This window comes from Bacteroidota bacterium, assembly GCA_038746285.1.
Classification (GTDB): Bacteria; Bacteroidota; Rhodothermia; order Rhodothermales; family JANQRZ01; genus JANQRZ01.
Map to the genome: position 1 here is coordinate 1 of JBCDKT010000080.1, position 12848 is coordinate 12848.

A 12848-nucleotide genomic window follows, 5' to 3' on the forward strand; every position below is an offset into this window, starting at 1 on the left:
ACCGCCCCCGGCACGGCCAACTTCACCTACACCGTGACCAACAACACCGCCTCGGCACAGTCCGGCGTGGTCTTCTACCAGGCCTTCCTCGGCTCCAACCCGGTCAGCCCGGTCGTCCAGGTACAGTCCGGCTCGCTCAACGGCATGTCCTCCTCGCCGACGCTCTCCTTCTCGGTCGGCGTCCCGGGCAGCGCCCCGGCGGGCCTCTACACGGTCGCCATCAGCGCCGGCCCGAACACGGGCACCGCGGTTGCGACGGACGAGGTGACGGTGATCATCCCGGCCAGCCGCGCGGTCGCTGGCGGCTCGGCGGAGTGGACGCTTGTCGACGCGCAGCCGTGGCCGGCGCTTGAGGCTGCCGCCCGCACGAGCGCGCTGGGAGCCTTCCCGAACCCGTTCGCGGACCGTACGGAGATCGGGTTCGAGCTCGAGGCGAGCGCCCGGGTGGAGCTGGTGGTGTACGACGTGCGGGGCCGCGAGGTCGCCACGCTGGCCAACGACGTGCTGGCGGCGGGTCAGCACAGCGTGGAGTTCGACGCGGCGTCGTTGCCGAGCGGTGTGTACATCTACCGCCTGGTGACGGGCACGCAGGTGGAGACCGGCCGCATGACCCTCGTCAAGTAGGACGCGGTCCGTACCCTACCCTTCGAACGGGGGCCGTCCGGCAGCGGGCGGCCCCCGCTCTGTTTTGTGCGGCACGGACCGTCGCGGGGGCGTAAACTTGGGGCGTATTTGGCCGTAGGCCCGCTATTCCTCTCTCCCCCACGTATGACTATGCGTACTCGCTTCGATCTAGTGGACGCTGCGCTGTTCGGGCTCGGCGTGCTAGGGCTCGGACTGTTCGTGTACCTGTTACCAATCCTGCACCCGGAGAGCACAGCGACATACACGCTCGGGCGTGAGACGGCGGTGGAGCGAGCAGAGGCATTCCTGGCCGAGCAGGGATACGCGACGGACGGCCTCGTTCCGCGGGCGCGTCTGAGGCGAGCTACCCGCCTGTTGGACTCGCTGCAGGCGTCGATGGGCCGCCCGACCGCGATCCAGATGTTGAAGGCGGACGGCACCGACCTACTTCCCGCGTTCTACTGGAACGTCCAGTGGCAACGGCCCAGCGAGACGGCCTCGGTGCCAGGCGTGCGCTCGCCCACGCGGCGCGTGCACGAGGTGGACCTGACGCAGGGCGGGGCTGTCTGGCAGTTCCGCAACCGCCAGTCCATCGTACCTCGCGCCGGGGTAGACCGCACCGTGCTGCGCGCTGTCGTCGAGTCCGAGGCCGCTCCGGCTGGCGACATGGGAGAGATGCTGATGGCCCCCCCCGACTCAGCGCTTGCCTCGCTGCTCCGCTTCGACCTGTCCTCCGAGCCGGTGCTGGCCGAGGCGCTGCCTCCGATCGAGGCAGACCGGGCGCGTCTCTACGCCGCGGCCGAGACGGGGCGCCCGCAGGGGCTGAGCGCACGGGCCGCCGCCGCCATCGCCCGCGAGCACCTCAGCGCAACCGTCGGGGGTACGCTCCCGCTCGGTGTGGTCTCGGTCGAGGCGCTCCCGGAGCGCGGTCGCTCGGCGGCCCGGGTCCGCTTTGAGAACGGCCGGGATGCGTTCGGGCACGACCTCGTCCACGGCCAGCGCGTCGCCGCTACCGTAGACGTCACCGCTGCCGGAGCCCTGCTGGACCTCGACCTGGACTTCAACGAAGACCTGCCGACCGAGGCGGCGAGGCCCGACGGCAGGCCAGAGGTCAGGGAGCGGGACGGCGAAGCCGAGCCCGGAGGCCGGCGCGTGCAGCTTGTCTTTAGCTCGGGTGACGGTCTGTCGGCCGAGACGGTGCGCCGCGTGGCGCGGATCGCCGGGTACGTCGTGCTGGGGCTGCTGCTCGTCGGGGTGCTGGTCCGGCGCCTGGGTGCGCGGAGCCTCGACGCCCGCGCGGCGCTCAAGGATGCACTCCTGGCCGGCACCATGATCGCGCTGGCGACATTGCTGACAGTCCCGGCCTGGGCCTCGGACCTGGCCGGAGGCCTGTCGCTCTGGGCACTTGTCCTCCTCGGGATGCTCTTTGGCGGAGCGGGGTACGGCCTGCTCGTGTTCGTGGCGTCGGCAGCCTCCGACGCTCTCGTGCGCAAGGCGTGGCCGGAGAAGATCGAGACGCTGAGCCTCGTGCGGCAGGGGCGGTTCGTAAACCAGCCTGTCGGGCGCGCGCTCCTGCGGGGCGTAGCCGTGGCCGGGGTGCTGCTCGGCGTCCAAGTCGGGCTGCTGCTGGTCCCGGCCGGCGTCCTGTCGTCCGACCTGTCGCTGCTGGGAGCCGACGCGACCTACTCTCCCTTCGCGGCCAGCCTCACCAACTACATGTGGTACGCGCTCGCGCTCACGTTCGGGGTGTACGTCGGGCTGGGGTCGTTCCTGCGGCGGTGGCCGTGGACCGTCGTCCCAGGCCTCGCGCTCGCGCTGGGCGTGCTCGGCTTCATCGCGTTCGACCTGCCCACAAGTCCGGGGTGGCTTGCGTGGGCGGCCCCGCTCGCGCTGGGGACCGTGCTCGCCCTGGCCTACGCGCGCCACGACGCGCTCGTGATTATCGTAGCCGTCCTCACAGCAGGCGTCCTGTGGGACACCGCCGAGGGCTGGCTCGCCGCCGGTTCCCCGGCCCTCGTCGACGCCGCGCTCGGGTTTGCGCTGGCAGCGGGGACGGCGGCGGTCGGCGTCGTCGGCGTCAGGAGCAAGCGGACGGGCGAGACGCTGCCGCGCTACGTGCCGGACTACGTCACCGAGCAGCGCGAGCGGGGGCGGCTGACCCGCGAACTGGAGATCGCCCGCGAGGTGCAGCAGTCCTTCCTCCCGGCGTGCATGCCCGAGGTCGCCGGGATCGACCTCGCAGCGCGCTGCCTCGCCGCCGAGGAGGTCGGCGGGGACTACTACGACTTCATCCCGCTCCGCGACGGGCGGCTCGCGCTCGTCATCGGCGACGTGAGCGGCAAGGGCATCCAGGCCGCGTTCTTCATGACGCTCGCCAAGGGCTTCCTCCAGACCCTCGCCCACGAGACCGACCGCCCCGCCGAGGTGCTCCGCCGCGCCAACCGCCTCTTCGTCGCCAACGCCGCGCGCGGGACTTTCATCTCGCTCATCTACGGCATCTTCGACCTGGAAGCGCAGACGTTCACCTTCGCCCGCGCCGGGCACAACCCGGTCATCCTCAAGCGCTCCCCCAACCAGACCGCCGACTTCGTCCAGCCGCCCGGCCTCGCCATCGGCCTGACGGCCCGCGAGGTGTTCGACGACGTGATCGAGGAGCAGACCATCCCGCTCCGGCGGGGCGACACGCTCGTGTTCTACACCGACGGGTTCTCCGAGGCGATGGACCCGGCCAAGACGCTCTACACCGACGAGCGCTTGGCCGACGCCGTCGCCGGGACCGGACCGGACGCATCGGCCGGTGCGCTGCTGCAATCGCTCATCACCGACGTGCTCCGCCACGCCGGCGAGGCCCCGCAGCACGACGATATGACGATGGTCGTCGCTCGCATCAGCACGCCCACCGACCACCACGCTTCGCCGTACCCTCTGGCCACTGCCGCCCATGACTGACCTCCCCACCGAAGCGCTGGGCACCGCCGTCGCCGCCGTGCGCCGGCACACCGACGCCGCACCCGGCCTCGTGCTCATCCTCGGCTCCGGCCTCGGCGCGCTCGCCGACGAGGCCAGCGACGCCGTGGCGATCCCGACGGCCGAGATTCCCGGTTACCCGCGCTCGACGGTCACCGGGCATGCGGGACGGCTCGTCTTCGGGAGCCTCGAGGGTCGGTCGGTGCTCTTCGTGCAGGGGCGGGTCCACCTCTACGAAGGCCACGCGCCGAGCGTGCTGGGCTTCCCCGTCCGCCTCGCCCACGCCCTCGGCGCGCGGCGGCTCCTCGTCACGAACGCCGCCGGCGGGATCGACCCGGCGATGGGGCCGGGGACGCTGATGTTCATCACGGACCACCTCAACCTCGCCTTCGCCTCGCCGATGTCCGGGCCGGTGCGCGAGGGTGAGCCTCGCTGGCCCGACCTGGCTGCGCCCTACGACCCCGACTGGACCGACCGTGCCGAGGCGCTCGCCCTGGAGCGCGGCATCCCGACCCAGCGCGGGGTCTACCTCTGGACGACTGGCCCGAGCTACGAGACCCCCGCCGAGATTCGGTTCTTCCGCACGATCGGGGCCGACGCCGTCGGGATGAGCACCGTGCCCGAAGTCATCCAGGCCGCGGCGCTCGGCATGTCCACGCTCGGGATCTCGGCGATCACGAATGCCGCCGCCGGGCTCAACGCCGAGCCGCTGAACCACGACGAGGTGATAGCCGTCGGGCAGCAGGTCCGAGGCCGCTTCGCCGCGCTCGTCCGGGCCATCGTCGCCGACGCCTAGCGCCCGCCCTCGGCGATGGCGGTGGCGATCTCGTTCTGGGCGACCGAGATCAGGCTGGACCGGCTCGTGAAGTTGTTGGCGATCGCGACGAACACGTAGGGCGTGCCGTCGGCCCCGGCAGCATAGCCGGAGAGGGCCCGGACGTGCTCGAGGGCACCGGTCTTGGCGCGGACCGGGAGGCCGGGCAGACGGTAGCGCAGGGTTGTCTGCTCCTCGCCGCCCTGCGGGAGCGTCGCCACGAAGGCGCCGCGCATCGGAGACCGGTAGACATAGGCCAGCAGTTGCCCGAGCGTCTCCGGCGTGAGCAGGTTCTTGCGTGACAGTCCCGACCCGTCGCGGACGGCGATGCCGTCGGTCCTGATCCCGGCCCGCTCCAGGAACGCGAGGACGCGCCGCTCGCCGCCCGTCGCGCCGCCGTTGCCGGAGAACGTGCGGAAAACCTGCTCGGCGTAGAGGTTGTTGCTCCGGTGGTTGACGGTCGTCAGGATGTCGAGGAGGGGCGGCGAGAGGTGGACGAGGACGGGGTCCGCCGCGTAGCTCGGCGGCTCCTCCAGGTTGTCGGCGTCCACGACCTCCGCGGCGACGGTGATGCCCGCGTCGCGGAGGCGCTCGGCGAAGGCGTGGAGCGTGAACGCGGTCGGGTCCTGGATCGGGATGCGCGCCGCGCCCTCGTAGCGGGACGAGACCGATCCCTCGACCTGGATCTGGTTCGTGCCGACGGTGCGGCGGATGCGGAGCGGGTTGTAGCCGCGCCGCCCCCGCGTGGCGAGGTCGCCCGTCACCTCGACGTAGCCTGCCGGGTCGGTGGTAACCTCGGCCGGTTCGCCGGGCCTCGTGCCGGCCATCGAGAGGGTAACGAGGTTGTCGCGGAAGGTGAGGCCACCCGCTGGGGCCGCCCAATCCTCGGTGGCGATGTAGCTGATGTCCCACCCGTTGGCGTAGGGCCGCTCGTCCATCACGTCGTCGTCGCCGATGAGGCGGCCCTCGATGCGGCGGACGCCCATCGCCCGGAGCTGCTCGGCCCACGCCCGCAGCGGGTCCGGCCCGGCGAGCACGCTGCCGAAGGTCGGATCGCCGGAGCCGCGCAGGACGAGGTCGCCGCGGAGCGTCGAGTCGCCCGCCTCGCCGCCGGCGGTCCCGTCGAAGTAGAGCCGGGTGACGTAGCGGAAGTCCGGCCCGAGCGCGTCGAGCGCCGTCGCCACGGTGACGAGCTTCATGTTCGAGGCGGGCATGAGGTTCTTGTCCGCGTTGCGGCTGACGACGACCTCGCCGGTCTGGAGGTTCTGGACGTAGACGCCCCAGAAGGCGTCCGGCAGGTTCTCGGCGCCGAGGGCCGCCGTGACCGCGTTGCGGATCGCCGCGTCCGAGACGTTCCCCGCTTCGAGCGGACGCGGCCCGGCCCACACCACGAGGGAGACAGCAGCGAAGACCGCAGCAAACAGAAGGGGAGCGAGGCGCATGAACATAGGAGAGGAGCCAGCGTCCTCTATCGGCAGAGGGATCGGAGGGGTTCCCCGGCTCCGCGCGAAACGGACCGGCCGCCGCGTTTCGTCTAGCGCCGGCCCTGCCCGACCGGAGCTATATTCCCGCACCCTGACTGCTCAACCGCCGCGCTCATGGCGAAAGCCCCCCGCAAGTCCCGCCGCTCCGCCGCCCGCAAGACGGCCCGCCTCGTCTTCGACCGCACGAACTACGTGCTGCTCGGCGCGTGCGTCGGGGCCATCATCCTCGGCTACACGCTGATGCGCGTCGAGAACGAGGTCGACGGGTTCCTCTCGCTCTACGTCGCCCCGCTGATGATCCTCGGCGGCTACCTCGGCGTCATCGTCGCCATTCTCCGCCGTCCGAAAGAAGCCGAGGAGCCCCGCTCCGCGTAAGGACACAAACGCACGTCACAATGCGAACCTACACTGTCGTTATCGAACGCGACCCCGACACCCATCTTCTCGTTGGCTACGTCCCCGGGTTTCCCGGGGCGCACTCGCAAGCGGAGAGTCTCGACGAACTCGACCGCAACATGCGTGAGGTGATCGAGATGCTGCTGGAAGACGGCGAGCCGGACTTCGAGGGGGAGTTCGTCGGAACCCACCTCGTTTCCGTAGCAGCTTGAGTTGTGGGCAACGTTCCAGTCCTTTCGCCACACGACGTGATCCGGCTACTTCGGGCGCTTGGGTTCGAGGAGGTTTCGAGGAGGTGCGGCAGCGCGGCTCGCACAAGCAATTTCGCCACGCGGGCGGACGAGCGACCACGGTGCCTTTTCACGAGACGTTGCGCCATCGCTGCTGAGGAAAATCGCCCGCGACATTGGCGTGACGGTGGACCAACTACTGGGTCGCTAGGTCTCCCACGCCGGGGCGAAGTCGGGGTCTATCATGCGGCCGTCGGGTTGGGCGAGGGCAGAGAGGGCAGCTATCTCGTCGTCGGAGAGGGCAAAGTCGAAGATGGCGAGGTTGGCCTCGCGGTGCTCCGGGCTGGCAGCCTTGGGGATGGCGGCGACGCGGTCCTGCTGGACGAGCCACCGGAGCGTGACCTGCACCGGACTCTTGCCGTGCGCCGCGGCGACCTCCTGAACCACCTCGTCGTCCATCACCTGGCCGCGCGCAATCGGGCTGTAGGCGGTCAGGAACAGCCCGTGCTCGCGCACGACCTCCAGGATCCCGCTCTGGTCGAGGTAGGGGTGATACTCGACCTGGTTGCAGACGAGGCCGGGAGCCTGCCGGAGCGCCTCGCCGAGCAGCGACGGGGTGAAGTTCGAGACGCCGATGTGCCGGGCCTTTTGGGCGTGCTGGACCTCCTGCAACGCGTCGAGCGTCTCGGCCAGTTCGATGTCCTCGTTCGGCCAGTGCACGAGGAGGAGGTCGACGTAGTCCACATCGAGTCTCCGCAGGCTGTCGTCGGCCGAGGCCATGAGGTCGCGGTAGCGGAGACGGTCGCGCCAGACTTTCGTCGTGAGGAAGACGGCATCGCGGTCCACGTTCGCGGCGCGGAGGCCCTGGCCGACGGCGGCCTCGTTCTCGTAGACCTGCGCCGTGTCGATGTGCCGGTAGCCGAGGTCGAGCGCGTGGGCGACGCCGTCGCGGGCCGCGTCGCCGCTGAGCTGCCAGGTGCCGAGGCCGAGCGCCGGAACGCGCTCCTCGCCGAGTTCGATGTGGATCATGGTGGATGGGTCGGGAGTCGAGGGGTCGAGAGTCAGCAAGATAAAAGACGCCCGGCCCCCGACGTTGGGCCCCCGACTCAGAACGGCAGCGCCGCCTGCACGCGGTAGTAGAGGTCGACGGCGTCCCACTCGACGGTCTCGCCGAGGTCGCGCCAGCGCTGCGCCACGCCGAGCGCCTGGGTGAGCGGGAAGCCGCCGAGGCGCGCCCGGTTCTTGATCTCGACGCCGACGCCGGTCCGGCGGATGGCACCCCCGACATCGCTTCCCGTCCACACGGCCGCGGCGTCGACGAAGATGGCGGGCGAGACGCGGCCTAGCTCGACGATCCCGAGGAGCGACGTGTTGAGGTTGAACAGCGGCGGGAGCCGGTACTCGAGGCTCCCGAACAGGAGTCGGTCGCCGACGGCGTAGCGCCGGTACCCCCGGACCCGCTCCGTGTCGGAGAGCGTCACCGGCTCGACGAACGGGAGCTGGAGGTCGATGTCGTCGAAGCGCGAGAGGCCGACGAAGTCCTGCGCGAGACGCTGCCCAAACTGCGCCTGCGCCCGGCCGTAGACGTAGAACCGGCCGATCCCGAGGCCGGGTGAGACCCAGAACGCGGAGAGGTCGGGCTGCACGAAGGTGCGGTCGCTGCCGAAGACCGGCACCCCGACCGACACCCGGGCGCGGAGACCGACGCCGTCGAGCGGGTAGAGGTCGTTGAAGCGGTAGGGCCGCTGGTGCCGCGCGGTGAAGCCGAGCCGGACCTCGGCGCGCGTCCCGGCCTCGGGCTGGAGCAGGCCGTCCGCCTCGATGTCGTCGAAGCGGCTGTCGCTCAGCGGATCGGCGCTCGCCAGGCGGAGGCGCAGGCTCGCCGCCGTCCGCACGAACGGCGCGTCGGTCAGGTCGAGCGGCTGCGTCACCGTCAGGTCGCCGCCAACGAGGTCCTCGACCAGAAGGCCCCCGCCGTACCACCGGGCCGGGCTGGGCGTCCGGTACGCGTTCAGGGTGAGGGTCGGCCGGAACTGGTTGTTGGTGTAGGAGACGACGCCGATCGTGTTGTCGGCGAACTCCGGGATGGACACTGCGACGAAGCCCGCGAGGAGGTGCTTGCCGAGTGGCTCCAGCCAGATCGTCGTCCCGATGAGGCCGAAGTCGCTGCCGTCGGCCTCAGCGTACGGGAGCGCGAGCGAGCCGGCATGGGTGATGTTGGCCCAGGTGCTGTACCGCCTCCGCGCCTCGATCAGACCCGGGTCGGCGGTCGTCCGAAACGGGATCTCGCGGGGCGGCCGGTGCGCGGTCCACGCCGCGTAGGCATCAGGGGCCGCCACCGGCTCCTCGACCGTAGCCGTCCGCTCTGCGTCGACGGCGAAGGCCCGCTCGCGGCGCTTGCTCTCGCTCGTGACGAGGACGATCCGCCCGCTCGGGTGGAGCGAGTCCGGCGGGAGCCAGTCGCGCGCGGTCGCCCCGCCGAAGAGGTGGGTGACGCGGCGCTCACTTGGGGGTGGAAGAGCGGAGGCATGGAAGAGCGGAAGGGGACCTGCGGCGCTCGGTGAAGGCGCGGCGCTGAGGATTAGCGAGTCCGCCCCCTGCGGTCTGCGGCTGGCCGCCACGTCCACCACGAACACGTTCGGCACGTTGTCGCGGAGCGAGGTGAACGCGATCTGCCGGCCGTCGGGGCTCCAGACCGGGACGCGGTCGTCCGTGCCCCCCGCCGAGACCGACGTGACGATGCCCGAGGCGAGGTCGAGCACGGCGAGGTCGCGCTCGCCTGCAGCGTCGAACCGGGCGAAGGCGAGGCGCGTGCCGTCCGGGTTGAAGCGGAGGCCCGTGAGTTGCACGTCGCCCTCGAAATCGGTCTGCTGCGTCTCGGTGCCCGTCTCCAGGTCGAGGAGGAACACGTTCGCCGTCCCCCCCGCGCTGCCGACGAACGCGAGCTGCCCGTCCGGCCCGAACGTCGGCGACGAGGCGCGGCGGTCGCGGGTCAGGCGCTCGGTCTCACCCGAGGCCACGTCGACGACGTAGAGGTCGTTCACCAGCGAGCCGTAGCGCCCGCGGACCCTGCGCGCGTAGGCGATGCGCGCCCCGTCGCGGCTCCAGGCGATGGGCGCCCTGAGCGAGCCCTCGGCCAGCACGCGGACGCGGCGCGTGACCGTCGTATCGGTCAGCCCCTCGATCACCGCGAGCCGCCGGACGGGGCGCGCGAGGGAGGAGAGGACGAGCGCCGCCACCTGCGACGTATCGGGGCTGTAGGCCACGTCGTAGACGTACTGCCCCGGCAGCGGGAGCGCTGCGCCGAGCGAGTCCACGCGCTCCATCTGCCCGGCGAGCGTGTTGTAGTACACGTTGACGTGCTTGCGCCAGTCCTCGTAGAACGCCCGGTACGGCTTGCCGACCGTCGCGTCGAAGGCGCTGTAGAAGTCGTGCACCTCAATGCCGGGCAGGAGGCTCTTCCGGTGCCTCAGGATGTCCACGATCGTCGAGTCGCCGTAGGTCTCGGCGAGGTAGCGCACCTGGCTGTTGCCGACAGCGTAGCGGAGCCGCCCGTTCCACGCGCTCGTGCCGTCGCTGTAGCTCAGGCGGTCCTCGAAGACGGCGGTGCGGAGCCAGCGGTCGCCGCGCTGCGCGTCCCAGCGCTCGGTGAGGTACTGCGCGATGCCCTCGGCCCAGAAGCTCGGGATCGGGTTGGCGGCGAGGTTCTGGAGCAGCCCGACGGGCGACCGGATGGCCCGGTAGTGGAAGATGTGAGCGATCTCGTGCGCGAGGACGGTCCGCATCCACTTCGCGTCGCCGGTCCAGATCGAGGCCGTCTCGTTGACGTGGACCCAGACGTTGGTGAACCCGGCGCGCCCCACGTTGACCGCAAAGCCGTTGGCGATCTCGTCCTCGTCCGAGAGGTAGACCCGGATCGGACGGTCGAAGTCCACGCCCAGGTTCTCGGCGAGCGCGGCATACGTTTCTTCCGCCACGGTCGCCGCCTCGGCCTCGATGCCGGCAAGGTGCTGGGGGTAGACGATCTCGAAGTGCTCGGTCTCGGCCACGCGCCAGTCGATCTCCGGGTGGTTGCGCCCGCTGAACGTCTGGAAGCCCTGCGCCTCGGCAGCGAGGCAGGGGACGAGGAGCAAGGCCGCGAGGGCGAAAGGGCGCATCGGACGAGCGGAAGCGGGGAGAAGCGGAGGTGCGGAAGATAGCGTGATGGTGGTGCCCCGAGACCTCCTCCGCTCTTCGACTCTTTTCGCCTTTCCTAAATGCTATGACACAGAGGTGTCACTCTGCCTTGCTATCCTACGCACACGCGCGCGCGGAGAAGCATAGACGTGCGCCTCCAACCCTGAATCCGACATCCTCCTCCGATGATCCGACTCTCTAGCCCCGAACCCCGCGACCTCCAGGGCTTGCTCTCCGGCCCGGCCTACGAGCCGCCGTACGACGGGGCCGTGCAGGACGAGTTCGCCTGGCACATCGTCAAGTACCTCCGCGAGGACGCGGTCCTCCACAGCGAGGTCGAACTCGAGACCACCGGAGCCCTCTTCACGGCCGACTTCGTCGTCGAGGTGCCGGGGCCGATCCAGACGCGGCGCGTCGCCTTCGAGTGCGGCGGTGGGCGGAGCCTGCGCGACCACCAGCGCCGCCTCCGCCGCGACGCCACGCTCATCGCCTCGGACCGCCCCATCGCCGACAGGGCGTCGGCGGGCCGGCCTGTCGTGGACGCGCTCTACCGGCTCCGCGGCTCCGACCTCCTCGACCACATGGAGGACTGCCTGTACCTCGTCTCGCAGTGGGAGCAGTCCGCCCCGACGCGGCCGGACCTCTTCTCCGAGCGCGGGCGTATCAACCTCACCACGCTCGCTACGCGTGAGGCCCGGAACCTCCGCCTGCGCCCGGAGCAGGCCGCCGCGATGGTGACCTACGAGATCGACCCGGAGCAGGAGGAGTATTTCTCCGAACGCCACCTGTGGCATACTGCCAACGGCACCAATCCGTTTATCCTACTCCGCCGCTTTGACCGCCGGTACAGCGACGCGTGGGGCGTGCATGTGGACGAGTCCGTCGCCCGTCCGCAGCGCCTGCGCCCGACCGGATCGTGAAAGGAGGCCGCCGCGGAGCAGGGGTGTCTTCGCGGCGTCACGAAAGGCCGCCTTCCCTGTTCGGGGAGGCGGCCTTTTTTGTTAGCCACCTCCTGCCTGCTTGTGACAAAGAGGTGGCATATGCCAGGTCTATCCTCTTGCATCGCTCACCCAACCGAGGCACGCATGGACCTGACCCACCGCCGACCCGTCAACTGGCACCGACTCACCGACCCGTTTCCCCCGCGCGACGTCGAATGGAAGCCGGGGGCCGTCACGCGCGACCGCAAGAAGGGCCTCGCGATGCCCTACATCACTGCCCGCGCCGTCCAGGAGCGGCTCGACGAGACGTTCGGGCCGGGCAACTGGAAGAACGAATTCCGGTCCGGCCCCGAGGGCGGGGTCATCTGCCGCATCTACTTCAAGAACGACGACGGCGAGTGGGTCTGGCGCGAGGACGGCGCGGACAACACCGAGGTCGAGGCAGTGAAGGGGGGGCTCTCGAACGCGATGAAGCGCGCCGGGGCCGCGCTCGGCATCGGGCGCTACCTCTACGACCTCCCGCCGCAGTGGGTGCCGCTCAACGAGAAGGGCCGCTTCGCCGAAGTGCCGCGCATCCCGGCGAAGTTCACCCCGAGCGCAGACCGGGCGCACCCCGAGCCGTCCCGGCGAGTGTCTCAGAACGGGCAACCGGCTCGAAATGGGACGAACCGCACGAGCAGTGCGAGGCGCTGAGCGGGTACCGTACCAGCCCGGAAAAAAGAAGCGGGTGGAGCGCACTGAGGCGCCCCACCCGCTTGCGTTTGGAACCGCTCGTGTGTCTTACTTGACGAGGGTCATGCGGCCGGTCTCCACCTGCGTACCCGTCACCAGGCGGTAGATGTACACACCGCTCGGCAACGACGCCGCGTCGAACTCCACGCTGTGCTGACCCGCTTCCAGCACGTCGTTGGCCAGCGTCGCCACCTCGCGGCCTCGCACGTCGTACACCACGAGCTCCACCCGGGCGCTCGCCTCGAGCTCGAACCCGATCTCCGTACGGTCCGCGAACGGGTTCGGGAAGGCTCCCAGCGCGCTCGTGCGGGCGGCAGCCTCAAGCGCCGGCCACGGCTGCGCGTCGACCAGTGTCCACTCCGCCGAGCCGCCAGCGACCGCGCGGCTGGCCGGCACGATCACCGTCACCTCGTCCGTCGCAACCGCGGTGCCCGTGTTCGGGCCGGCGCTGATGGCGACCGTGTAGAGGCCTGCCGGGGCGCTG

The 12848-nt window shown here is 70.5% G+C and carries 12 protein-coding genes; 8 read left to right on the forward strand and 4 right to left on the reverse strand.

Translation table 11 applies throughout. The annotated features are described in order from the left end of the window. The 3 genes from AAGI91_16685 to AAGI91_16695 form a co-directional block, all read left to right on the forward strand. Positions 1–624 (forward strand): T9SS type A sorting domain-containing protein (locus AAGI91_16685; GenBank protein MEM1044246.1); only part of this gene is annotated, 624 nt, incomplete at its 5' end. 150 nt (positions 625–774) lie between these two features. Then, on the forward strand, positions 775–3573 hold the full coding sequence (locus tag AAGI91_16690) for a PP2C family protein-serine/threonine phosphatase (GenBank protein MEM1044247.1): 2799 nt from the start codon (positions 775–777) through the stop codon (positions 3571–3573). After that, entirely contained in the window at positions 3566–4387 is an 822-nt protein-coding gene (locus AAGI91_16695) for a purine-nucleoside phosphorylase (GenBank protein MEM1044248.1), read from the forward strand. Before AAGI91_16690 ends, AAGI91_16695 begins: the two co-directional genes overlap by 8 nt. On the opposite strand, the gene dacB is transcribed toward AAGI91_16695, so the two are convergent. Beyond that, a complete protein-coding gene (dacB, locus tag AAGI91_16700; protein ID MEM1044249.1) occupies positions 4384–5847 on the reverse strand; it encodes a D-alanyl-D-alanine carboxypeptidase/D-alanyl-D-alanine-endopeptidase in 1464 nt (487 codons plus the stop codon). The genes AAGI91_16695 and dacB overlap by 4 nt on opposite strands. A 156-nt stretch (positions 5848–6003) precedes the next feature. Here dacB and AAGI91_16705 point away from each other — a divergent pair, with 156 nt between their 5' ends. The 3 genes from AAGI91_16705 (at position 6004) to AAGI91_16715 (ending at position 6673) form a co-directional block, all read left to right on the forward strand. Next, a complete protein-coding gene (locus tag AAGI91_16705) occupies positions 6004–6264 on the forward strand; it encodes a DUF3098 domain-containing protein (protein MEM1044250.1) in 261 nt (86 codons plus the stop codon). A 20-nt stretch (positions 6265–6284) separates the two neighbouring features. Further along, positions 6285–6497: a type II toxin-antitoxin system HicB family antitoxin gene (locus AAGI91_16710; protein MEM1044251.1), complete on the forward strand. Its 213-nt coding sequence runs from the start codon at positions 6285–6287 to the stop codon at positions 6495–6497. An 83-nt stretch (positions 6498–6580) separates the two neighbouring features. Next, the gene (locus tag AAGI91_16715) at positions 6581–6673 is read left to right on the forward strand and encodes a type II toxin-antitoxin system HicA family toxin (protein MEM1044252.1); all 93 of its coding nucleotides are present in this window, start codon (positions 6581–6583) and stop codon (positions 6671–6673) included. A 49-nt stretch (positions 6674–6722) separates the two neighbouring features. Here AAGI91_16715 and AAGI91_16720 read toward each other — a convergent pair whose 3' ends face one another. Both AAGI91_16720 and AAGI91_16725 read right to left on the reverse strand, forming a co-directional pair. Then, entirely contained in the window at positions 6723–7544 is an 822-nt protein-coding gene (locus tag AAGI91_16720) for an aldo/keto reductase (protein ID MEM1044253.1), read from the reverse strand. Between the two features lie 77 nt (positions 7545–7621). Continuing rightward, on the reverse strand, positions 7622–10672 hold the full coding sequence (locus tag AAGI91_16725) for a M48 family metalloprotease (protein MEM1044254.1): 3051 nt from the start codon (positions 10670–10672) through the stop codon (positions 7622–7624). A 204-nt stretch (positions 10673–10876) separates the two neighbouring features. On the opposite strand from AAGI91_16725, the gene AAGI91_16730 reads away from it, so the two are divergent. Together AAGI91_16730 and AAGI91_16735 are read left to right on the forward strand one after the other, a co-directional pair. Continuing rightward, positions 10877–11611: a hypothetical protein gene (locus AAGI91_16730; GenBank protein ID MEM1044255.1), complete on the forward strand. Its 735-nt coding sequence runs from the start codon at positions 10877–10879 to the stop codon at positions 11609–11611. A 165-nt stretch (positions 11612–11776) separates the two neighbouring features. Next, positions 11777–12325 (forward strand): Rad52/Rad22 family DNA repair protein, encoded by a 549-nt coding sequence (locus tag AAGI91_16735; GenBank protein ID MEM1044256.1) that lies wholly within the window; start codon positions 11777–11779, stop codon positions 12323–12325. 87 nt (positions 12326–12412) lie between these two features. On the opposite strand, the gene AAGI91_16740 is transcribed toward AAGI91_16735, so the two are convergent. Beyond that, positions 12413–12848 (reverse strand): T9SS type A sorting domain-containing protein (locus tag AAGI91_16740; protein ID MEM1044257.1); only part of this gene is annotated, 436 nt, incomplete at its 5' end.